21 protein-coding genes are annotated in these 20957 nt (G+C 37.7%); 5 read left to right on the top strand and 16 right to left on the bottom strand.

What is annotated here, in order from left to right:
* Positions 1–87 precede the first annotated feature (87 nt).
* Positions 88–522 carry an NUDIX hydrolase gene (locus DN410_RS21775; RefSeq protein WP_149178028.1) on the top strand — a complete coding sequence of 145 codons (435 nt, stop codon included), beginning with the start codon at positions 88–90 and terminating at the stop codon, positions 520–522.
* Positions 523–550: 28 nt separating this feature from the next.
* On the opposite strand, the gene ackA is transcribed toward DN410_RS21775, so the two are convergent.
* From ackA to DN410_RS21750, 5 genes are all read right to left on the bottom strand, one after another.
* On the bottom strand, positions 551–1744 hold the full coding sequence (ackA, locus tag DN410_RS21770) for an acetate kinase (RefSeq protein WP_098638781.1): 1194 nt from the start codon (positions 1742–1744) through the stop codon (positions 551–553).
* Positions 1745–2043: 299 nt separating this feature from the next.
* Entirely contained in the window at positions 2044–3030 is a 987-nt protein-coding gene (locus tag DN410_RS21765; protein ID WP_149178027.1) for a class I SAM-dependent methyltransferase, read from the bottom strand.
* Positions 3031–3229: 199 nt separating this feature from the next.
* Positions 3230–3730 carry a thiol peroxidase gene (tpx, locus tag DN410_RS21760; protein WP_000024529.1) on the bottom strand — a complete coding sequence of 167 codons (501 nt, stop codon included), beginning with the start codon at positions 3728–3730 and terminating at the stop codon, positions 3230–3232.
* Between the two features lie 134 nt (positions 3731–3864).
* Entirely contained in the window at positions 3865–4257 is a 393-nt protein-coding gene (ytfJ, locus tag DN410_RS21755) for a GerW family sporulation protein (protein ID WP_149178026.1), read from the bottom strand.
* Between the two features lie 12 nt (positions 4258–4269).
* On the bottom strand, positions 4270–4908 hold the full coding sequence (locus DN410_RS21750; RefSeq protein WP_149178025.1) for a DUF2953 domain-containing protein: 639 nt from the start codon (positions 4906–4908) through the stop codon (positions 4270–4272).
* A gap of 205 nt (positions 4909–5113) precedes the next feature.
* On the opposite strand from DN410_RS21750, the gene DN410_RS21745 reads away from it, so the two are divergent.
* On the top strand, positions 5114–5917 hold the full coding sequence (locus DN410_RS21745; protein ID WP_087986429.1) for an NAD kinase: 804 nt from the start codon (positions 5114–5116) through the stop codon (positions 5915–5917).
* Between the two features lie 126 nt (positions 5918–6043).
* Here DN410_RS21745 and DN410_RS21740 read toward each other — a convergent pair whose 3' ends face one another.
* From DN410_RS21740 to DN410_RS21705, 8 genes are all read right to left on the bottom strand, one after another.
* On the bottom strand, positions 6044–7612 hold the full coding sequence (locus tag DN410_RS21740; RefSeq protein WP_149178024.1) for an amidohydrolase: 1569 nt from the start codon (positions 7610–7612) through the stop codon (positions 6044–6046).
* An 87-nt stretch (positions 7613–7699) separates the two neighbouring features.
* Positions 7700–8131: a VOC family protein gene (locus tag DN410_RS21735; RefSeq protein WP_149178023.1), complete on the bottom strand. Its 432-nt coding sequence runs from the start codon at positions 8129–8131 to the stop codon at positions 7700–7702.
* Between the two features lie 104 nt (positions 8132–8235).
* Entirely contained in the window at positions 8236–9822 is a 1587-nt protein-coding gene (gene mbcS / locus DN410_RS21730; RefSeq protein WP_149178022.1) for an acyl-CoA synthetase MbcS, read from the bottom strand.
* A gap of 328 nt (positions 9823–10150) precedes the next feature.
* The gene (locus DN410_RS21725) at positions 10151–10348 is read right to left on the bottom strand and encodes an alpha/beta-type small acid-soluble spore protein (protein WP_000124490.1); all 198 of its coding nucleotides are present in this window, start codon (positions 10346–10348) and stop codon (positions 10151–10153) included.
* Between the two features lie 80 nt (positions 10349–10428).
* Entirely contained in the window at positions 10429–11643 is a 1215-nt protein-coding gene (thiI, locus tag DN410_RS21720; RefSeq protein WP_149178021.1) for a tRNA uracil 4-sulfurtransferase ThiI, read from the bottom strand.
* Between the two features lie 6 nt (positions 11644–11649).
* Positions 11650–12792, bottom strand: a complete 1143-nt coding sequence (locus DN410_RS21715) for a cysteine desulfurase family protein (RefSeq protein WP_149178020.1) — start codon at positions 12790–12792, stop codon at positions 11650–11652.
* 169 nt (positions 12793–12961) lie between these two features.
* Positions 12962–14674 carry a septation ring formation regulator EzrA gene (gene ezrA / locus DN410_RS21710; protein WP_149178019.1) on the bottom strand — a complete coding sequence of 571 codons (1713 nt, stop codon included), beginning with the start codon at positions 14672–14674 and terminating at the stop codon, positions 12962–12964.
* A gap of 210 nt (positions 14675–14884) precedes the next feature.
* A complete protein-coding gene (locus tag DN410_RS21705; protein ID WP_149178018.1) occupies positions 14885–15724 on the bottom strand; it encodes a LysR family transcriptional regulator in 840 nt (279 codons plus the stop codon).
* Positions 15725–15848: 124 nt separating this feature from the next.
* On the opposite strand from DN410_RS21705, the gene DN410_RS21700 reads away from it, so the two are divergent.
* A complete protein-coding gene (locus tag DN410_RS21700; protein WP_149178017.1) occupies positions 15849–16793 on the top strand; it encodes a DMT family transporter in 945 nt (314 codons plus the stop codon).
* 11 nt (positions 16794–16804) lie between these two features.
* Here DN410_RS21700 and refZ read toward each other — a convergent pair whose 3' ends face one another.
* Positions 16805–17443, bottom strand: a complete 639-nt coding sequence (gene refZ / locus DN410_RS21695) for a forespore capture DNA-binding protein RefZ (protein WP_149178016.1) — start codon at positions 17441–17443, stop codon at positions 16805–16807.
* Positions 17444–17590: 147 nt separating this feature from the next.
* On the opposite strand from refZ, the gene DN410_RS21690 reads away from it, so the two are divergent.
* Positions 17591–18070, top strand: coding sequence for a GAF domain-containing protein (locus DN410_RS21690; RefSeq protein WP_149178015.1), 480 nt, complete (start codon positions 17591–17593; stop codon positions 18068–18070).
* A gap of 61 nt (positions 18071–18131) precedes the next feature.
* On the opposite strand, the gene megL is transcribed toward DN410_RS21690, so the two are convergent.
* Positions 18132–19307 carry a methionine gamma-lyase gene (gene megL / locus DN410_RS21685; protein WP_149178014.1) on the bottom strand — a complete coding sequence of 392 codons (1176 nt, stop codon included), beginning with the start codon at positions 19305–19307 and terminating at the stop codon, positions 18132–18134.
* A 399-nt stretch (positions 19308–19706) separates the two neighbouring features.
* Here megL and rpsD point away from each other — a divergent pair, with 399 nt between their 5' ends.
* The gene (rpsD, locus tag DN410_RS21680) at positions 19707–20309 is read left to right on the top strand and encodes a 30S ribosomal protein S4 (protein ID WP_071710345.1); all 603 of its coding nucleotides are present in this window, start codon (positions 19707–19709) and stop codon (positions 20307–20309) included.
* Positions 20310–20555: 246 nt separating this feature from the next.
* Here rpsD and DN410_RS21675 read toward each other — a convergent pair whose 3' ends face one another.
* Positions 20556–20927 (bottom strand): hypothetical protein, encoded by a 372-nt coding sequence (locus tag DN410_RS21675; RefSeq protein WP_001018599.1) that lies wholly within the window; start codon positions 20925–20927, stop codon positions 20556–20558.
* Positions 20928–20957 lie beyond the last annotated feature (30 nt).

Raw genomic sequence — 20957 nt, 5'->3', positions numbered from 1 at the left:
CAAGAATGTATCCGAATATATGTTACTACTTTCTCCTTAACTACATTATAATCATCCTTATACAAAACAAATAAGGAGCCATTATATATGTATCCACGCGCAAAAGCTTTTGGCATCGCTATACATCATGATCGACTTCTCGTACAAGAATATAATATGGACGACGAAATCTTTTATCGACCTCTTGGCGGCTCAATTGAACTTGGTGAAAAATCAGCAGATACCGTTATTCGTGAATTTAAAGAAGAACTTCATACAGAAGTGGAAATCACCAATTATTTAGGCTGCTTAGAAAACATCTTTCAGCTAGATGGGGAAATTGGTCATGAAATCATTCAGCTATATTCTTTACGCTTATTAGACACATCACTATATGAAATGGAAAAAGTGAATATACAAGATGAGCAAACAGTATCGTATGCGAAATGGATTCCCGTTACAGCATTCATTCAAAAAGAGAAAGCACTATATCCAGATGGAATTTTGAAATATCTCCAACAGAAAAAAGACGAAATCCTATAGGATCTCGTCTTTCTTTTCATATAGTATATTAACCAATATCTCCAAGACGTAGTACGTCACGAGCGATCATAACTTCTTCGTCAGTTGGAATTACGATAATTTTTACTGGAGAATGTGGGAAGTTGATGAATGCTTCCTCACCGAATACGTTATTGCGTTTTGCATCGAAGTATACGCCCATGTACTCAAGGCCTTCTAATACGCGTTCACGAATAATCGCACTGTTTTCACCTACACCAGCTGTGAAGATGATTGCGTCTACACCTTTCATACGAGCAGTGTAAGAACCGATGTATTTGTGGATACGGCTTACGAATACATCAAGTGCTACTTTCGCACGGTGGTCGCCTTCTTCTTCTTTCGCAATGATGTCACGTAGGTCACTAGAGTAACCAGTAAGACCTAACATACCACTCTTCTTGTTTAATACGCTAACTACTTCTTCTACTGTTTGGCCTGTTTTTTCCATGATATATGGAATTAACGCAGGGTCAATGTTACCAGAACGTGTACCCATTGTTACACCAGCAAGTGGAGTGAAGCCCATAGAAGTATCGATAGATTTACCGCCTTCTACTGCTGCGATACTTGCACCGTTACCTAAGTGACAAGAAAGTAAGCTTAAGCTTTCAAGTGGACGACCTAATAATTCAGCCGCACGCTCAGTTACATATTTATGAGAAGTTCCGTGGAAACCGTATTTACGGATACCAAATTTCTCATAGTACTCATATGGTAAGCTGTATAGGAATGCAGATTCCGGCATTGTTTGGTGGAATGCTGTATCGAATACTGCTACTGCTGGTACGTTTGGTAATACTTCTTGGAATGCTTTAATACCAACAACGTTTGCTGGGTTGTGAAGTGGTGCTAAATCGCTTAATTCTTCGATATCAGCTAATACTTCATCAGTAATTAGAACAGAGTCAGCAAATTTTTCGCCGCCGTGAACAACACGGTGACCGATACCGCCAATCTCATCTAGAGATTTAACGATTCCGTTTTCAGTTAATTTTTTAAGAAGCATATTAACTGCTACTGCGTGATCTGGAATGTTTGTAATTTCTTTTTGTTTTTCGCCATCTACAGTAATAGTGAAGATACTATCTTCTAAACCGATACGTTCTACTAAACCTTTTGTTAATACTGTTTCACTTGGCATTTCAAATAATTGGAATTTTAAGGAAGAGCTTCCTGCGTTAATCGCGATGATTTTTGACATCTAGTCTTTCGCCCCTTTTTCTCTTGGTAGTTGTGTGGATGTTTCCACAAACCGCTCGATTTTATCTGATTAAATTTACTAAATATGAAAACGTTTCATCATTAGCAAATTTTATACTCACGATTTTAATTTAAACATCGTCCGACATATATTTCAAGTGAAAAAATTGTAACACCAAGAAAAAAAATATATTACAGATTTCAAAAAAATTCAGTTAAATCTTGTATATATTTAAAAATATGACATATTATATAAAACTGTACTACATGAATTACTAACCCTGTTACATATACCTAGCCTTATTTATGCGTTGCAAACCAAGTATTTAATTGGTCCATAATGTCCTCCATCGCCTTCATGTTGGAGAATTTAGGTAACTCCACTAATAACGCCTGTTTTGGCATCGTTACACTAGGGCCTTTCTTTTGGAGAACAAATATACTTTTTGCATTTTTCTCGTTTTTAAACATGGAAACAGGTAGCTGTAATAACCCCTGAATAAAGCATGTTTCTTTAATAAATGCATGTAATTTCGGTGCTTGATCACTTTCAAAAATGAAGTTCGGTACTAGGAAGAATAAGTACCCGCCTTCTTTCGTATGTTTCACACTTTGTTCAATAAATAGGTGGTGGGCATATGACATTCCTTCATCTGCTTTTAACTTATATTCACTTGCACCGATTTCATTTGGATAGTAACCAATCGGTAAGTCTGAAACGACTGCATCAACCGGATCGATATAAAGTGGTGCTAGTCCATCTTGATGGAAGAATTCGATTGCATGCTTTTGTAAATTCGCATTTACTAAAGCAAGTTTAATTAGCACTTCATCCACTTCTACACCAAATCCACTCATTGCTAGTCCTTCTTTGGCGCTATTAAACACTGTAGTCATTAAGTTACCTGTTCCAATGGCAGGATCTAAAACAGTAATTTCATTTTGACCTTGCATAAATTTATGGAATAAGTAGCTCATGAACATACCAACTGCATCAGGCGTCATTTCGTGATTCGCTTGTACGCCTTCTTTCATTCCTTTTAAGATGGCTAACTGAAATGCTTTACGAATTTCTTCACCTTTATATGTTTCTTCATTAAACGTACTATATTCACGATTCAGCCTTTCAATTGCTGATTCTGATAATTCCTCTTGTAAAATCGCTCCTTCAAACAAGTTATCACCTGTTTCTACAAGCGCCTCTAAATATGTTACATCTAATTCTTTACGTAAAACTACCGCAGAAGAATCAAAAATAGAAAATAATGTTTCTACTGTCTGACTCACGTACATTCCTCCTTCTCTCTTTTACACATAACTTATATCATACCACAAAGTGTTTTTTTCCAAAAAGAAAAAGCGACCTCCTACAAAGAGCTCCCCTTTAAGTTATATATGATATAACGTTTTTTCTCATATACTGGTACCATTATGCAGCAATATATGAGAAAAAATGACCTCTTTATAAGAGGTCATTTTCTTCACATTACTTCGCAGATTTAGCTGCTTCTAATGCTGCTTCATAGTTTGGATGGCTTGTACCTTCGCTTACGTATTCTACGTAAACTACTTTGTCATTGCTATCTACTACGAATACTGCACGAGCAAGTAAACGAAGCTCTTTCATTACTAAGCCGTAAGCTTCACCGAATGAAAGGTCGCGGTGGTCAGAAAGTGTAACAACATTTTCTAAACCGTTCGCTGCACACCAGCGTTTTTGAGCGAATGGTAAATCAGCGCTAATTGTTAATACTTTCGCGTTTTCAATACCTGCTGCATCTTGGTTAAAACGACGTGTTTGTGCATCACACACACCTGTGTCGATTGAAGGTACAACACTAATTAATTTTACTTCGCCTTTGTATGTTTCTAAACTTACTGGAGATAAGTCGTTTGCTAATACTTGGAAGTTTGGCGCTTGATCGCCAACTTTAACTTCTGTTCCAACCAAAGTCATTGGGTTACCTTTAAAAGTTACGTTTGCCACTTGAAAATCCTCCCTTATTTAAACAAAATATGTACACTGTAAATGATAGTTTGTCCCTATCGATAATGCAAATAAAATCGCTTTATTTACAAAAAAATAAAAGAAGCTAACCTATTGATTAGCTTCTTTATTCGTTAAATTTGAAATTCAGGATCGTCTTCTTTTCGTTTATCCATCATTTCCTTCACTTTCTCAACAGCTTGTGGCGCTAATTCAATTATTTTATCGATGACGTGTGTTTGCTTATCTAAATGCAACACTTTTACACCTTCTCCATTTATAACAAGAAAAGCAACAGGATTAATAGAAACTCCTCCACCGCTTCCCCCGCCAAATGGATGACGGCCTGCTTGTTCTTTACCAAACTCACTTCCACCAGCGGCAAATCCGAAACTCACTTTCGAAACGGTAAGAATTACACTTCCATCTGCCGCCTTAATTGGGTCACCAACAATTGTATTTACATCAGTCATTTGTTTTAAATGCTGCATTGCGGTTGTCATTAAACCTTGAATTGGATGATCCATTCTATATCCCCCCTATGCTTGAACAGATTTTTCTTCCATACCAGATCTTTGCTTCTTCATAAACACAAGTAATTTTACCGCTGTTTTTACAGTACGGAATATACGAAAAGATGCTGTTAACTCACATCTTGATGCAAATCCCTTCCCTTGAAAAACAGGAGTAATTTCAAATTCTGGTACGTCGACAATATGCATATATTGTCCTACAACTCCAGCAGCCATTCCTTTTGTCCCCCATGCATATCCTGTGACAATTCCAGTACTAGCTGCGTCGCCTGCTCCAATTTGCGTATGCCATTTCCAACCATTGATTTTCACTCGTTTGAGAAAATCTTTAACAATAGTATGAACTTCTTGAAGCCTTTTTATCAGTTCCCCAATGCTATCAAGTTGGGCCATAATTTTATTATCAAGTCCGCCGTCCTCTTCAGCTTTTTCGATTTTTTGTCCTGTTTTCTTCTGTTGTTTCTCAATTCTTTCCAACACATCAAATGTATATCGAATCATCCATATTTTTACTTGAAGCAAACATTGCTTTTCCATTTCTGAATATAAAAATGTCACCTTAAGCTTTATTTTCGACAATAGTATAAACAAAATAAAAAGGAGAAGAATTATTATTCCAATTACGAGCCACTTCATACGTATCATCCTTTCACTCCGTACCCATTATCGACAACTTTATTCATCATTAAACAGCGTTTTATAAGATTGAATATAAAAATTTTTCTAAAAACAAAAAGGTATTTTGACAATTTATATCGAAATATATTATTTGAACATATCGTCAGGGAACGGACTCTAATGATATGTAGCACGAAGCATAGAAAATTTAACTGCAGTGGAGGGATACATAATGGCAGATCGTCGCAATTTATTTTTCTTTTATGGTGATGACAAAGCAAAGCTCGTTGAAAAAATGAAACCAATCTATCGTATTTTAGAAGAGAATGGATTTACCATATTAGATCATCCAAAAAATGCAAACGCTATCGTCAGTGTTGGAGATGATGCAACTTTCTTACAAGCCGTTCGTAAAACCGGTTTTAGAGAAGATTGCTTATACGCAGGAATTTCTACGAAAGATGAAATTTCATTCTACTGCGATTTCCATATTGATCACGTTGATACAGCCCTTCAAGAAATTACAAAAAATGAAATTGAAGTGCGAAAATATCCAACAATTCAGGTAGATGTGGATGGCAGCACATCTTTCCATTGTTTAAATGAGTTCTCATTACGTTCTAGCATTATTAAAACATTCGTTGTAGATGTTCACGTTGATAATTTATATTTCGAAACATTTAGAGGTGACGGTTTAGTTGTTTCTACTCCAACAGGAAGTACAGCTTACAATAAATCGTTACGTGGTGCAGTTGTTGACCCGCTTATCCCTTGCTTCCAAGTAAGTGAATTAGCGTCTTTAAATAACAACACATACCGTACACTTGGTTCACCGTTCATTTTAAATCACGAACGTACATTAACTTTAAAACTAAGACCAGACGGTAACGATTATCCTGTTATCGGTATGGATAACGAAGCGCTTAGCATTAAACAAGTGGAAAAAGCCGTTGTACGCTTAAGTGATAAACAAATTAAAACAGTTAAATTAAAAAATAATTCGTTCTGGGAAAAAGTACAGAGAACGTTTTTATAGTATTAAAAAACCGTCGCATTATGGGAATTCCATAATGCGACGGTTTTTCTTTCTCTCGCTATCAGTCGCGGTTTTCGTCACCTTTTGTCGGTAAGTCGATATATTTCGGTCATCGTTGATCTATTCTTACGCTTCTTTGCTATAAACAATCTTCCCATCAATAACGGTCATCGCTGCTTGTACTTCTTTTATTTCTTCTGCCTCGATTTCAAAAATATTGCGGTCTACTATCGTAAAGTCTGCCTCATATCCTTTTGTAATTTGTCCCCGCTTCGCTTCTTTTCCGATTGCATAGGCACTTCCTGTTGTAAATAAAGAAACAGCCTCATATACTGTTAGCCTTTCTTCTGGCATATAACATACGCCGTCAATAAAACTTCTACGTGTAACAGCGCTATATATACCTAAAAAGGGGTTTACTTGTTCAATGGGTGCATCAGAGCCACCGTTACAGTGTAATCCAGCTTCTAAGAGCGTCTTCCAAGCATATGCGTAACGGAGACGACGCTCTCCTAGTTTTTCAATCACTGACGGGAAATCCGATGATACAAAGACAGGCTGAATATCGATAATAGCTGGCAAGTGTTTCATTCGTTCAATCAACGCTTCACGAGCAAGCTGACAATGAATAATACGGTCACGTAATCCTTTTGCTGGCGGATATAATTCGAGTGCATCAATGACGTATTCAAGTGATAAATCACCAATTGTATGGATGGCAACTGGCATATGTAAATCTCGTGCTTTTTTCACTAACTCCGCAAGCTCTTCACGTGAGAAGATTGCAACGCCATTCGTTTCTTTCTCATCTTCATACGGTTCACTTAATAAAGCTGTTCTTCCGCCAAAAGAGCCATCAGAAAAAATTTTCATCGCACCAAATTCAATATAGTGCTCATTTTCATATTCTTTTCGTTCATTCGCTACTTCATGGTGAACGAGTAAGTGCGCTTTAAATGGCATTTCTTTTATGACATAAGAACACGCATTATACGTTTTTCTAAAACCACCGTAATAATTTAAATCTTCCGTATGCCCGCCAACGAGTCCATATTGCCAACAATCTTTAATCGCTGTTTGCAGCGCTCTTCGTAAATAAGCTTCATCAATTTCAGGCTGCACATGTTTAATTAACTCTTGCCCTTGTTCATATAAAAGTCCTGTTAACATATTTGATGAATCACGGCCAATTTTCCCGCCTTTCGGGTCTTTTGTCTTTTCTGTTATGTTCGCTTTTTGCAATATGTATGAGTTCACCCATGTAACGTGACGACAAACTCGCTTTAATAAAATGGGATGTTCTTTCGAAATGGCATCTAAATCACGCGCGTGAACGTCTTTTGTATCTGTAAAGTTATTTTCATTCCATCCTTCTCCAATAATCCAAGACCCTTTTGGCGCCTCTTCTACTCGCTTCTGAACGAGAGTAAGCACTTCGCTATAAGATATACAATTGGATAAGTCTAGACGAAGTAGCCTCTCCCCATGACCAATAAGATGCATATGACTATCCACGAGACCTGGAATCATTGTTTTACCTTCTAAATCGTGCAATGTAACCGCAACATATCGGTTTTCTAACTCTTCTTTACTTCCAACATCAACGATCATACCGTTTTCAACGTAAACAGCGTCCACTTTTTCATTTTCTTCTCTCATCGTGTAAATGTTGCCGCCATACCAAATTTCCCCCATATGCTCATCCCCTTTTCTCTTTAGTCTACGAAATTTGTTCGTATAAAAAAAGCACCATTTCAATTAAAAATGGTGCTTTCCCCAAAACTATTTTTGTTCAGTAGTAGACGTTGTAATTTGCCATTCAATGCTAAATTTATCTTTTAGTTGTCCGTATGCTGGGCTCCAGAACGTTTCTTGAAGTGGCATAATAACTTCGCCACCTTCTTGTAACTTGTTGAATACTTCTTTCGCTTTTTCTGCATTACTAATTTGAATTGCGATTGTTACTTGAGATCCGATTGCATGCCCTTTCCCTGGGAATGTATCAGAAATCATAAGGTCCGTATTACCAACTTTTAAAGTAGCATGTAAAACGCGCTCTTTCGCTTCAGCTGGAATCGGATATTCTGGATTTTCAGGCATGTCACCAAAAGTTTGCATGACTTCTACTTTTGCATCTAACGCCTCTTTATAAAACTGTACAGCTTCTTGCCCACTACCATCTAAAACTAAGTACGGATTAATACCTAAAATCATACGGACACCTCATTTTTTTAATTTATAAAATCGAACTTGTGTTCGTTTTTATATTATCATATGTTTTACATTTCATTCAACTATTTACTACACTATTTTCGAAATTATTTTGAAGGAAGCTCCATCTCTTTGTTTCTAAGTTCAATGCGGCGAATTTTTCCTGAAATTGTTTTTGGTAGTTCATCTACAAATTCAATTTTGCGAGGGTATTTATATGGTGCAGTAAGTTCTTTGACGTGTTGTTGTAGTACTGGAATCAATGTTTCTTCTTTCTTTTCTATATTCTCTCTTAATACGATAAATGCCTTCACGACACTTCCACGAATTTCATCTGGACTTGCAACAACCGCACATTCTCTTACGTATGGATGTTTTACAAGTGCATCTTCTACTTCAAACGGCCCGATTGTATAGCCAGAGCTAATAATGATATCATCTCCGCGTCCTTCAAACCAAAAATAGCCGTCTTCATCTTTCTTCGCTTTGTCACCAGTAATATAATAATCACCACGGAATTGCATCGCTGTACGCTCATCATCTTTATAATATTGTTTAAAGAGGGCTGGTGTTTCAATGTGAACTGCAATATCACCAACTTCTCCTACCTGAACCGGAATACCTTCCTCATTTACGATATCAACATGGTTGCCTGGCGTCGGTTTTCCCATTGATCCTGGCCTAATGTCCATCCCTTTCATTGTCCCTACAAGTAATGTGTTTTCCGTTTGCCCATAGCCATCCCTCACTGTAATATCGAAATGCCTTTGGAACGTTTCAATAACTTCCCTATTTAGTGGTTCACCTGCTGATACAGCGCTATGTAACGCTTCTAAGTTGTAAGTATTTAAATTTTCTACCTTAGCCATTAATCTATACTCAGTCGGCGTACAACAAAGCACGTTCACTTTATTGTCATCTAATAAATTCAAATATGTTTTCGGTTCAAATTTACCGTGATATACAAATCCCGTTGCCCCTGAGCCGAGAGTTGCTAAAAACGGGCTCCAAATCCACTTTTGCCAGCCCGGACTAGCCGTCGCCCATACAACATCATTCTCTTCAATTCCGAGCCAATTTGGGGCGCTCGTACGTAAATGAGCATATGCCCACGCATGCGTATGAACGACACCTTTTGGGTTTCCTGTCGTTCCTGACGTGTAAGATAAAAAGACCATATCTTCTTTATCTGTCTTCGCCATTTCTAACATGTCACTTTCTGTTTCTAACGCTGTTTTTAAATTCACCCATCCATCTACTGACTGCTCGCTCAGAACGAATTTTTGAAGAGATTCCATCGCTTCTATATCATCAAACTGTCCAATGTACGGCTCATAACTTACGATTGCTTTTACTTCCCCATGCCCGATGCGATATTCGATATCTTTTTTGCGTAACATTTCCGAGCTTGGGATTACAACAAACCCCGCTTTAATCGCAGCAATATACGTCATATAGGCTTCAATTAAGCGCGGCATCATAATGAGAAGCTTGTCCCCTTTTTGTAAACCACTTTTTATAAAAGCGTTTCCAATTTTATTCGCACCTTGCATTAATTCACAATATGTAACTTCTTTTCTATTCCCTTTATCATCTTGCCAAATTAAAGCAAGCTTCTCTTTATCACCTGTATATTTCTCTATTTCAGAAACTAAGTTATAAGACGATGGCGCCAATAATTCCTCTCTCTTCATAAAATATCCTCCTTCATTTCTATGCCTCCCTTTTATAATAAAGAATTTTCAGTTAATTTTGAACCCTCTTCTTTTGACAAATTTTTCACGCCTATGTCGAAATAAAGTGAAACTTTAATCAGTAGGGGTTTTGTTCATCCCCCACTGATTATTAGTTGAACCAATCGGACTTTTACGGACAGTTGATCCCCCACCTAACTTCTTTGCTTCCGCTGAATTTTGAGGTGGGGGTCTTACTGCCCGTTAAAGCGGGATAAATGTATCCCGATGCAAACAACAAAAAGAAAGAGCGGGAGAACCCGCTCTTTCTAAGCCATCATATATGGGATTATTTTTGGAAACCGCCTAATTGTTGCTCAGCTAGTGAAACTAGACGTTTAGTGATTTCGCCACCAACAGAACCGTTAGCGCGAGATGTTGCATCAGCTCCAAGTTGAACACCAAACTCTTGAGCGATTTCGTATTTCATTTGGTCTAATGCTGATTCAGCACCAGGAACCGCTAATTTATTTGTGCTACGTGCCATGTTATATCACCTCCTTGTGAGTATAGAGTGTGATAAATAACATGACTTCATACACGTTTTATATATGGTAATTTATGGTTTTAGAAAAGTTCTTCGAATTTTTCTTCTTCCGCCACTACTTCTACTGTTTGTAATACCATTGTTTCTTTGTTTGCTACAGCTTCATCGATTAACGGTGTGAAATCGTATTTCGCTTCAAAACGATTTGCTTTTTCACGCTTCGGCTTCGTCGCTGGGCTTGCTGGTGTGAATACTGTACAGCAATCTTCGTATGGACGAATCGAAATATCGTACGTTCCAATTTCTTCAGCAATTTTAATAATTTCTAATTTATCCATCGTAATAAGCGGACGAATAACTGGGTAGTTTGTTACTTCATTAATCGTATGCATACTATCTAATGTTTGGCTTGCTACTTGTCCAAGACTTTCACCAGTCGTGATTGCAAGTGCATTACGCTCCTCAGCAATGCGCTCTGTAATACGCATCATCATACGGCGCATAACCGTCATTGAATAGCTAGATGGAATTTCTTTATTAATCGTTTTTTGCACTTCCGTAAATGGAACAAGGTGAAGCGTTACACGTTTACAATACTTCGTTAACTCTTGTGCTAAATCGATTACTTTTTGTTTTGCACGCTCGCTTGTGAAAGGTGGACTATGGAAGTGAACTGCTTCCACAGATACGCCGCGTTTCATCGTTAAGTACGCTGCTACCGGGCTATCGATACCACCAGAAAGAAGTACCATTACTTTTCCGCCAACGCCAACTGGTAAACCGCCAGCTCCCATACGCTCATCGCACATAATGTAGCTATAACCACTGCGAATTTCTACACGTACATTTACATCTGGATTGTGAACATCTACAGTAATATCTTCTGTATTTTCTAGAATGTGTCCACCAATCTCAGGTAATAATTCCATCGTTCTCATTGGGAAATGCTTATAAGAACGGTGTACAGTAATTTTAAATGTTTTCACATCGCCTTTTACTTGTAGGAAAGCTGCTAATGCACCTTTTTTAATGTCTTCTAGTTCTGATGGTACTTTCATTGCTAGGTTAAACTTATGAATACCGAATACATCTTGCAATCTTTCAGAGATCGCTTCATGATCTTCACCATTTAATTGGATGTACATACGGTCATGTGTTGCATCGATTTTAATATTTGGGAATTTTTTCAGTTTGAACTTCACATTATCTTTTAATGTGCTTACAAATTTAGAACGGTTCTTACCTTTAGTCGTCATTTCTCCGTAACGCACTAAAATATATTCATATGTCATCATATTCCTTTACCTCATCACTTCATATAATTTTGGCATCGTCTCTTTTACAATACCTTCAAATTGCTTTACTTCTTCCATCGTGTTTTCTGGTGCCAAACTAATGCGAATCGCACTTGCAGCTGCGGCATGCGGTACTCCCATTGACACTAACACTCTGCTCACTTCATTTGCTTTTGAAGAACAAGCAGACTTCGTTGATACATAAACACCGTGCTCTTCTAAAGCATGAACGACCACTTCTGGTTTTAAACCAACAAATGATACATTTAAAATGTGCGGTGCTGCATATGCAAGCGACGTATTGATCGTTACATCTTCCATTTCTTTAAAGAAACGGACAAGCTCTGTTTGTAAACTCTGCAAATGAGCTATCTTTTCTTTCACTTGTTCCATCGTCATGCGAAGTGCTTTCACCATCGCTACAATGCCGGGTAAATTCTCTGTACCAGAGCGATATTTAAGCTCTTGTTGACCGCCTGATAAAATTGGATCTAACCTTACGCCATCACGTACATAAAGAAGGCCCGTTCCTTTTACACTATGGAATTTATGTCCAGATATTGAGCAAAGGTCAATATGAGAAGCGTATAAATCAAGCGGTACTTTTCCTATCCCTTGTACATTGTCCACATGGAATCTTATTTTCGGATAATTCGATAATAACGTTCCAATTTCAGCAACAGGCTGAATTGCTCCAGTCTCGTTGTTCACATGAATAATGGACACAAGAATCGTATCTTCACGAAGCGCTTGCTTTACATCTTCTACCGATACAACACCATGCTCGTTAACCGGTAAATATGTTACATCAAACCCAAGCTCTTCTAATTGCTTATATGCTTCAAACACAGACGCGTGTTCAATATTCGTTGTAATAATATGTTTGCCGCGCGAACGATTCCTCATCGCAATCCCTTTAATCGCAAGGTTATTCCCTTCCGTTCCACCTGATGTGAAAATAATTTCAGAAGGTTTAACGTGAAGGAGCTGCGCTGCAATTGTTCTTGATTGTGTTAATAGACGCTCTGCCTCTCCTCCTAGCGAATGAATGGAAGAAGGATTTCCAAAATATTTTCCAGCAACCGTTACGTACGATTGAAGGGCTTCTGGATATGGCTTCGTCGTCGCACTATTATCAAAATAGATCATCGTTCTTCCCCTTTCAGCGCTATCACATCATATAATCATATCACAAATACGTGTAATTACGCTAAGACTACTCAAAGGTTCCGTTATATTTTCAAACGAACAACCTTACTGTATTCCGCTATTCATTATAGCAACATCGTCTTCAAAATTACACAAAAAAACAAACCCTTTATGAAAGGGTTTGTTCATTGTCTACATATTCAGCTATTTTTTGAACAACACCAGGTTCAAGTTGTTCTAGTACAGAAGCCGCTTGTTCTAAAGCTGCATCGTATTGATATTCACGGAATAATTTCTCCGCGTAGTTTAAACTTTCTGCCAGGTTCTCATCGTGACTGCGGTAACGGTTACCGTATTGAATTAATTTTTCAACTAAATACGCCTGTCCAATTAACTCTTCTGTCATTTCAGCTACACCATTAACAGTTGTGTATGCTTCTTCTAAACTACTATTTACAGCGTTCATATTTAACGGTTTCACTTCTAATTGCTCATAAACAGCTTGCATCGCCATTTGTCCTCTTTGTAAATCTTCCATAATACTCTCTGGAAGACCTGGCAAATTCGATTTTTGCATAAAGCGCTTCGTTTCTACAATTGTATTTCGCATTTCTTGTAATTTCTCACGCGCTTCAAATTCTTCTTTACGCATCGTTTGTAGCATTTCTTTATACTCTGCATGAAGTACTTTCAACGTTTCACATTGCTCATAAATCTCTTCTAGTTCCTCACGAATAATAGAGAAGGCAATATCTTGATCCGCAACGCGTAATTGCAGCACTTCAAAACGTTTCGTTAAAATGTGCATTTGCTTTTCAATTACTTTTTGAGATTCAATGTCCTTATCTTGCAATTGATAGCTTTGTTTCACAAGTTGTGTTTCTGTTTTCGTTTCAATTGTTTCAGTGCGAATTTCTTCTAAATCTTCATAAACAGAAAGTGTTTTTTGCTCCACATAATGTCTCGCATGCACCTCTTGCTCAAGTTGATCATAGAAACCATCTAAACGAGTTTTTAAGTTTTCTACTTTTTCAGCTGCTTCTGTTATGTGCAGCTCCTGTATATCCATTAAACATGTGTGTAGTTGTGTCGTCATATCACGAACTTCTTTAGGAATTTCCAAATACTCTAATACATAGCCTTGTCTTACCATATCATTATGTCCCTGTAATAAATCTTCCAGCTGAACTGGTAATGTCGCCTGACATTCTACCAATAAATCTGGAATTTGGTGAATAATGATTTCTAATTCTGCTAAACCTTCTTCCAAACTAATAACGATCTCTCTCGCTTTTAAATAATCACCATTATCGGTTGCTTCTTCAAAAGTTTTGAACTTATTAGATTCAGCGTCTAGCATCTCTTCAATTTTCTGCTCTGCTGCTCCATACATATGTCTATGAGCAAGAACACTCTTCTTCATACTACGATATGTATCACGTAATCCTTCAATTTCCGAACTATTTTTCTCATGGCTTTCTAACAATTGCTGTAATTCATTTAAAATGTCAGTAATACGATTATCAGCGTCATCTAAACCACTTATGGATTCATTCATTGCATGTTTTGCTTTTCGGAAGGAGAATTGCGAGGCGAATTTTCGCGCTTGCGCTAAATCTTTGTCAGCTTTCGGAAGGGTTGTTGATACAATTTCATCCCATTCTTCACGCCATTTACCAAACAGCTCTTCTGTTTGACCCGTCATATTTAAATCTTTTACCCGTTTTAGTTCATCTGCCACAGGTTTATCTTTTATTTCTTGTTTCCACTGCTCCAGTGCCTCAATATCTTTATATGAACGATTTCTTATCACAAGCTCTATCATGAGCAGCACTAGAATAGAGCTTACTACAATGATAACGATCGTCAGGATAGAATCCATGCAAAAAAGCCTCCTAGTTATATCTCTTTTTTTGTCCGTTCCGTTTATGAAATGGAAGGCATTATGTATAAAAAGGGAATTCCCCTATATTTAACAACTAACAATGTACTAATCATACCATGTAATGGCTTGTTTTTGACCTAGTTTTTTTTAAAATTTCATGTTTCTTTCAATGCAATTGTAATCTTTCTCAATCTTCAGCTTACTCCTCTACCTATCCTCAAATGATTGTAGTAACAGGTTCTCTTCTATATGAGATGCGAAATAAATTTTGCGCACAAGTGGTGGTTCAATAGGAATCGCATGCACATTCCCTTGCTTTATCGCTTGCTCTACTACCATTTCTGGAAGTAACGTAATACCAAGTCCAGCTCCGACCATCGCAAGCATCGGCTCTGCATAAGAAGTTTCAAACGCAATGATTGGTTTCACACCTATCCCTTGAAACATGTTCGTAATCATTTTCCTTACATCACAGATTTCTGGGTATACGATTAACTTTTCATTTTGCAAATCTTCCATTCGGATTACTGTTTTCACTTTATAAAGATGATCATTTGAAACGACACAAACAATTTTCTCTTCTCGCATTTCTTTTATAAACGTAGCACCTTCTACTACTGAATCGACGAACATCGCTTCAATCTTCCGTTCTTTAAAGAGTCCCATCAATACTTTCGTATGCTCAATTTTCCATTCCACTTCGAATCCGTCGCCTAATATATCTTTACATTTTGATATATAATGCGCTGCTAAACTTGGCAATACGCCTATAGAAATGTTCCGCTTCTCTTGAAATTTCTTCATTTCGGCTTTCACTTCTTGTATCTGTTTCAAAATCGGCAACATTCTTGTTATAAATAACTCTCCTGCCGCTGTTAACTCCACTCCTTGCGCAGAGCGCCTTAGTAAAGTAACCTCTAAATCCGCTTCTAGTCTTTGAATTTGTTTACTAAGCGCTGGTTGGGAAATGTGTAAAAGCTTACTCGCCTTTGATAAACTTCGCATATTCTTTACTTCAATAAACGATTGTACTGCATCCAAATCCATCGTACACACCTCTAACAAAAAGTTATAACTGCCATAAAAAATCGATATTTCCTTCTATAAACAATTACTCTTTATACTTATTTCATCAACTTACTATAACGAAATGTAAAGGGGAAAGATACTCTTGGACAAAAAACAAATACTACTCGGATCCCTCCTATGCTTACTTGCCGTAACAGCTTGGGGATTTATGTTTCCTGTCATGGCAAATGCCCTGCAGTTTATTGATCCATTCTTCTTCACAACTATCCGATACGGATCAGCGGCTATTATTTTTCTTATTTTGCTATTAATTACTGAGGGGAAAACTTCACTCCGCTTAGAAAAAAGAACACTTTCTTTATTCTTTTACGGAACAGTCGGTTTCGCTGGATATGGTTTCCTCATTTTTTACGGCCAACAACTTGCCGGACCGTCTGGAGCCATCCATGCAGCGATGATTCAGTCTCTTATGCCGCTCATCGCTTTATTATTGCAGTGGATAACAAAAAACAAACGCCCACAAAATTACACTTTCATTTGTATGTTCGTTGCATTAATCGGTGTTATGCTTGTCATTTCAAAGGGAAATATTTACTTATTATTTGGAGCTGCCAGTCACCTCTCAACAAATATACTTATGCTATGCGGCGTTACTTGCTGGGTCATTTACACGAACGGCGGGGCTCGTTTTCAATCTTGGTCACCACTGAGGTACACGACGTTAACTTGTTTATTCGGCTCGATTTCACTCATCATTATTGTCACTTTCTTCACTTACACAAACATCGTTACTGTACCGTCACTTCGTACAATTATGAGCGTTCGTTTTGAACTCGTGTATATGTCGATTATTGCAGGTGTTATCGCTGTATTTTGCTGGAACACAGGAAATCGCTATATTTCATCTATTAACGGCATATTATTTATGAACTTAGTTCCTGTGCTTGCACTTAGTGGTTCCATCTTTCGAGGTTATACAGTCGACAAAATTGAAATTGTCGGCGCCTCGTTAACAATTATCGCGCTATTATGCAACAATTTATGGCAAAGAAAAGAAAGCACAAAAATCCCCACCTCAGTTCGTTAGGTGGGGATTTTTCACATATGAACAGCTCTTGGCCATTCCTGATACACATTCGTTTTACATAACGCTTGTTCCATCCATTGCTCAATTTCTTTCGTGTACATTTCTAAGAAGAATGTCTCGGACGGGAATGAATGCAATACTTCTGATATATATTGCGGATATAAAAACGGCATATTCATCATGCCTTTTAATTGCGTCATAAACATTGTAAAAGATACCTTTTGAAACTCTTGTTTCGTCTGCCCTTGTCTAATAATTTGCTCTATATAATATCTTTCTTTTGAAAAATAAATCGTCATCACTTCACGAATTAACGTCGTATCAAGCGAAAGCTCTCGGTAGAAGAAACGTGTCAGCTCCCTATTTTCAAATTGATATCGTAAAATCCCGCGCACCATTTGCACCATCACATCTTTAGCCGACAAATACTCTCTCTGTTCAAACGACATTTCAATCACATGAATATATCCTTCTAAAAAATCAGTAATAAGCTGTTCTAATAAACCTTGCTTTCCAGCAAAATAATATGAAATATTCGCTACATTCACATCCGCTCGCTTTGCAATGTCTCGCACCGACGTTCCGTCATACCCTTTCGTATTAAACAACGATATTGCCGCATCAATTACTTTTTGTTTCGTCTGTTTCATGCGCTCACTTCCTCTCACTGAACAGCTATAGTGTAAATTTCTTGACTTTTAAGACAAATTCCTTTAATTTTCTATCGACAAAGTCATGTGAAATACATCGTATTTTGCTAATATTTTACACATCTCGATAAAAAGGGAGTTGTTTCCATGTTTACTAAAGAAAGTTATGCAGGATCTCGTGAACAGCAATATGAGACAGTAATTAAACAATTGGATGCATTATTAACTGGCGAATCAAACGTAGTCGCAAACTTATCAAATGCGTCCGCATTATTAAACCAATTTTTAGATCGCGTGAATTGGGTTGGCTTTTATGTAACAGAAGGAAATCAGCTTGTTCTTGGACCATTCCAAGGAATGCCTGCTTGCGTGCGCATTCCATTTGGACGCGGCGTTTGCGGCGCAGCAGCCGAAACGAAAACAACGCAGCTTGTAGCAGACGTTCATCAATTCCCAGGACATATCGCTTGCGATAGTGCTTCGAATTCAGAAATCGTCGTACCGATTGTGAAAGAAGGAACTGTCATCGGTGTACTTGATATTGATAGTCCTGAAAAAAATCGTTTCGACGAAGTAGATCAGCGCTATTTAGAAAAGTTTGTGGAAACACTCCTAAAACATATGTAACAAGAAAAAGGGAGTTATCGATTCAGTACATCACGTACGAAACCGATAGCTCCCTCTTTTTTTATTGATTCACAGTAGATATTTTCTTTAACGCCTGCTCTAAGTCAGAAACGATATCCTCCCACGATTCTAAACCGACAGATAAACGTATTAAATTATCATAAATCCCCATTTCTTGTCTTAACTCAGCTGGAATCGCGGCGTGCGTCATCGTCGCTGGATGCTGAATTAACGTTTCTGTATCTCCTAAACTTACCGCAATCGTAATAAAGTGTAGATCATTGATAAACGCTTGCGTCTCTTCTTTTCCGCCTTTTATTGAAAAAGAAATAACACCGCCGCCCCGCTTCATTTGGCGAGATGCTAACTCTCCTTCTGGATACCAAACACCTTCTACCGCGTCATGATTTTTTAGAAACGATACGATTTTTTCTGCATTATCACAATGGCGATCCATTCTTACAGCTAACGTCTTTAATCCGCGTAACAATAACCACGCATCAAACGGCGCCATAATACCGCCGATATCTTTTCGCATCGGGCGAATTTTTTCAGCTAGCGCTTTCGTTTTACAAATCGTTACACCTGCTACAACATCACCGTGGCCACCAATATACTTTGTCGCACTATGAACAACAGCGTCACAGCCAAGCTCAAGCGGTCTTTGTAAATAAGGTGAACAAAACGTATTATCAACAATGACAAGTAAGCCATTTTGCTTCGCAACCCGAATCACCTGTTTTAAATCAATTAATTTCATCGTTGGATTAATCGGTGTTTCAACGAAAATAAGCTTTGTATTGGGACGAATCTTACTTTCAAGATCTTCTTCTGTCTCCATATCACAAAACGAATGCGTAATCATAAACTTCTCTTCTAACACTTCTAAAAAACCGTACGTACATCCATATAATCCATTTGAACAAATAATATGATCTCCAGCCTTTAAAAAGCCAATTAAAGTTGCCGAAATAGCTGCCATACCGGATCCGAAGGCAAGTGCTTCTTCTCCTCCTTCTAACACCGCCATACGTTCTTCAAATAATTTCACAGTTGGATTTCCAAGCCTTGAGTAAATATAAGATGGGGCCACTCCCGCAAAACTCGCCTCTCCTTGCTCCGCAGTCTCAAATGTAAATGTAGACGTTTGAAATAAAGGTGGTGTTAAACTTCCTTTATGTTCCTCAGATGTATAACCGTGATGAATTAACGCTGTCTCCATATGCTTCTTTTTCATAAAAACATCCCCTTTTATGTTTTTATTGCCGCATATCCATCAACAAAAATTTGATGAACGTTTTTACTACATTTTATGTAAGCGTTTTATTTGTGTTTCTATCTCTTCTTTTATATTGTTTTAAATTCCTTCTTGTTAATTTCCAAAATTTATATGCATAAAACAAAAACGTACTCGCTTGACGAAACTCTGGGTAAAAGATATAATAGCGTTTGTGTAAAATAAAAAGGCAGCCTTGTAATGTGAGTTTATCGTTTGTATTTTGTTCCTCTACGGAGGTGTATCTCGTAACTCCCTGCTGCTGGAGCGAAGGTACATGAAAACAAAATGCCCGTAAATATCGATTACGTCTGTTTTTATTTTACGTAAATAAAAACATTTTTAAAGGAGGAGTCAACTATGGCTCGTTATACAGGTCCAGCTTGGAAACTGTCTCGTCGTCTTGGAATCTCTCTAAGCGGCACAGGAAAAGAATTAGAAAAACGCCCTTACGCACCAGGTCCTCACGGTCCTAACCAACGTAAGAAACTTTCAGAATACGGTTTACAATTACAAGAGAAACAAAAACTTCGTCACATGTACGGCATGACTGAGCGTCAATTCCGTCGCACATTTGACCAAGCAGGTAAAATGCCTGGTAAGCACGGCGAAAACTTCATGATCCTTCTTGAAGCTCGTCTTGACAACTTAGTTTACCGTATGGGCTTAGCTCGCACTCGTCGTGCAGCTCGCCAATTAGTAAACCACGGTCACATCACAGTTGATGGATCTCGCGTAGATATCCCATCTTACCGTGTAAAACCTGGTCAAACTATCAGCGTTCGCGAAAAATCTAACAGCCTTGTTGTTGTTAAAGAAGCGATCGAAGTTAACAACTTCGTACCAGAATACTTAACTTTCGATGCTGACAAATTAGAAGCTACTTACACTCGTCACGCTGAGCGCGCTGAGTTACCAGCTGAAATCAACGAAGCATTAATCGTAGAGTTCTACTCTCGTTAATTCAATCGCTTAGTAGATGACAGTATTAAAAACCCTAGAAAAAGCGTTATTACAACGTTTCTAGGGTTTTTTTCTATTCTGATGCTTTGTAAAACAACTTAAATAAAATTAATGATTTGGGGGAGGTTTTTGGGGGAACTTTTTGGATAAAATAAGCGTGGGCAAATGCTATTCTCCCTATATTTTCACATACACATCTCCAAGGAATAATAAAAAGCCACACCGATTGTGTGACTTAATTTCACATTATTTTTTTGGAATTTTAGACTCTGGTACACGAAGATGTGCTGCACCACAATTTCTACAGGTCCCCGACCATCCTCGAGTATAAGCATCTAGGATTGGAACATTAACCAGTTTCTTATTTACATCCCAACATGTAGGGCAATACGGGCCACTACCATCGCTCTTTCTATAATAAAAGTCCGGTAGGTACTCTAAATCATGAGAAATTTCATCAGTACGTTGAATTTCTTCCAACTTCAGTCTTAGTTCTCTATTTTCATCTAAAATTTCATATGCTTGTGTTTGTAGGTCCATTAGTTTACTTATTAATTCTACATTTTCCATACCTACAGCTAATGCTTTTATCCCTTTTATTGTATCTGTTATTGCCATCAAGCTTCACCCCGTTAATATAATATATAA

It is taken from the genome of Bacillus sp. SH5-2 (assembly GCF_008368905.1).
GTDB lineage: Bacteria > Bacillota > Bacilli > Bacillales > Bacillaceae_G > Bacillus_A > Bacillus_A luti.
This window is presented reverse-complemented; position numbering and strand designations above follow the sequence as displayed.

What these genes read in the sequence shown, in the direction of transcription:
- DN410_RS21675 (WP_001018599.1), bottom strand. Translation starts at nt 20,927, where the DNA reads ATGGCAATAACAGATACAATAAAAGGGATAAAAGCATTAGCTGTAGGT.
- ytfJ (WP_149178026.1), bottom strand. Translation starts at nt 4,257, where the DNA reads ATGGATCATCCAATTCAAGGTTTAATGACAACCGCAATGCAGCATTTA.
- mbcS (WP_149178022.1), bottom strand. Translation starts at nt 9,822, where the DNA reads ATGAAGAGAGAGGAATTATTGGCGCCATCGTCTTATAACTTAGTTTCT.
- DN410_RS21750 (WP_149178025.1), bottom strand. Translation starts at nt 4,908, where the DNA reads ATGATACGTATGAAGTGGCTCGTAATTGGAATAATAATTCTTCTCCTT.
- DN410_RS21740 (WP_149178024.1), bottom strand. Translation starts at nt 7,612, where the DNA reads ATGGGGGAAATTTGGTATGGCGGCAACATTTACACGATGAGAGAAGAA.
- megL (WP_149178014.1), bottom strand. Translation starts at nt 19,307, where the DNA reads ATGAAAAAGAAGCATATGGAGACAGCGTTAATTCATCACGGTTATACA.
- ackA (WP_098638781.1), bottom strand. Translation starts at nt 1,744, where the DNA reads ATGTCAAAAATCATCGCGATTAACGCAGGAAGCTCTTCCTTAAAATTC.
- thiI (WP_149178021.1), bottom strand. Translation starts at nt 11,643, where the DNA reads ATGATGACATATGAATATATTTTAGTGCGTTACGGAGAAATGACGACT.
- DN410_RS21715 (WP_149178020.1), bottom strand. Translation starts at nt 12,792, where the DNA reads ATGATCTATTTTGATAATAGTGCGACGACGAAGCCATATCCAGAAGCC.
- DN410_RS21745 (WP_087986429.1), top strand. Translation starts at nt 5,114, where the DNA reads ATGGCAGATCGTCGCAATTTATTTTTCTTTTATGGTGATGACAAAGCA.
- DN410_RS21690 (WP_149178015.1), top strand. Translation starts at nt 17,591, where the DNA reads ATGTTTACTAAAGAAAGTTATGCAGGATCTCGTGAACAGCAATATGAG.
- rpsD (WP_071710345.1), top strand. Translation starts at nt 19,707, where the DNA reads ATGGCTCGTTATACAGGTCCAGCTTGGAAACTGTCTCGTCGTCTTGGA.
- DN410_RS21775 (WP_149178028.1), top strand. Translation starts at nt 88, where the DNA reads ATGTATCCACGCGCAAAAGCTTTTGGCATCGCTATACATCATGATCGA.
- DN410_RS21705 (WP_149178018.1), bottom strand. Translation starts at nt 15,724, where the DNA reads ATGGATTTGGATGCAGTACAATCGTTTATTGAAGTAAAGAATATGCGA.
- DN410_RS21725 (WP_000124490.1), bottom strand. Translation starts at nt 10,348, where the DNA reads ATGGCACGTAGCACAAATAAATTAGCGGTTCCTGGTGCTGAATCAGCA.
- refZ (WP_149178016.1), bottom strand. Translation starts at nt 17,443, where the DNA reads ATGAAACAGACGAAACAAAAAGTAATTGATGCGGCAATATCGTTGTTT.
- DN410_RS21735 (WP_149178023.1), bottom strand. Translation starts at nt 8,131, where the DNA reads ATGATTTTAGGTATTAATCCGTACTTAGTTTTAGATGGTAGTGGGCAA.
- ezrA (WP_149178019.1), bottom strand. Translation starts at nt 14,674, where the DNA reads ATGGATTCTATCCTGACGATCGTTATCATTGTAGTAAGCTCTATTCTA.